Here is a 277-nt window from a genome sequence, read left to right as displayed (position 1 = left end):
GATCAGGCCGCGTCGTCGTACTGCAGACGGAACTGGTTGAGCAGTGCGAACACGCGCAGACCGTTGATGTAATCCGGCGGGAACAGCACGTTCACGCGGCTCGGGTCCTGCACGTCGCGCTCGACGATCAGGTGTTCGGCGAACAGTTCGGCGTTCTCCACATGGCCTTCGAGTTCGAGCTTGGCGTACTGCGCGATCAGCTCGCCGCGAATGGTCGCCGGGGTGACGATAGGCTGGCCGGCGCCGAAACGGGTGCCGTCGGAGGCCAGTTTGTGGC

At 64.6% G+C, this 277-nt stretch carries 1 protein-coding gene; it reads right to left on the bottom strand.

Translation table 11 applies throughout. The annotated features are described in order from the left end of the window. Positions 1–2: 2 nt before the first annotated feature. Positions 3–277: phage tail sheath C-terminal domain-containing protein (locus AAEY83_RS14540; RefSeq protein WP_351059968.1), on the bottom strand; the 275-nt coding region annotated here is incomplete at its 5' end.

This window comes from Psychrobacter sp. TB20-MNA-CIBAN-0197 (genome assembly GCF_040309765.1).
GTDB lineage: Bacteria > Pseudomonadota > Gammaproteobacteria > Pseudomonadales > Moraxellaceae > Psychrobacter > Psychrobacter submarinus.
This window is presented reverse-complemented; position numbering and strand designations above follow the sequence as displayed.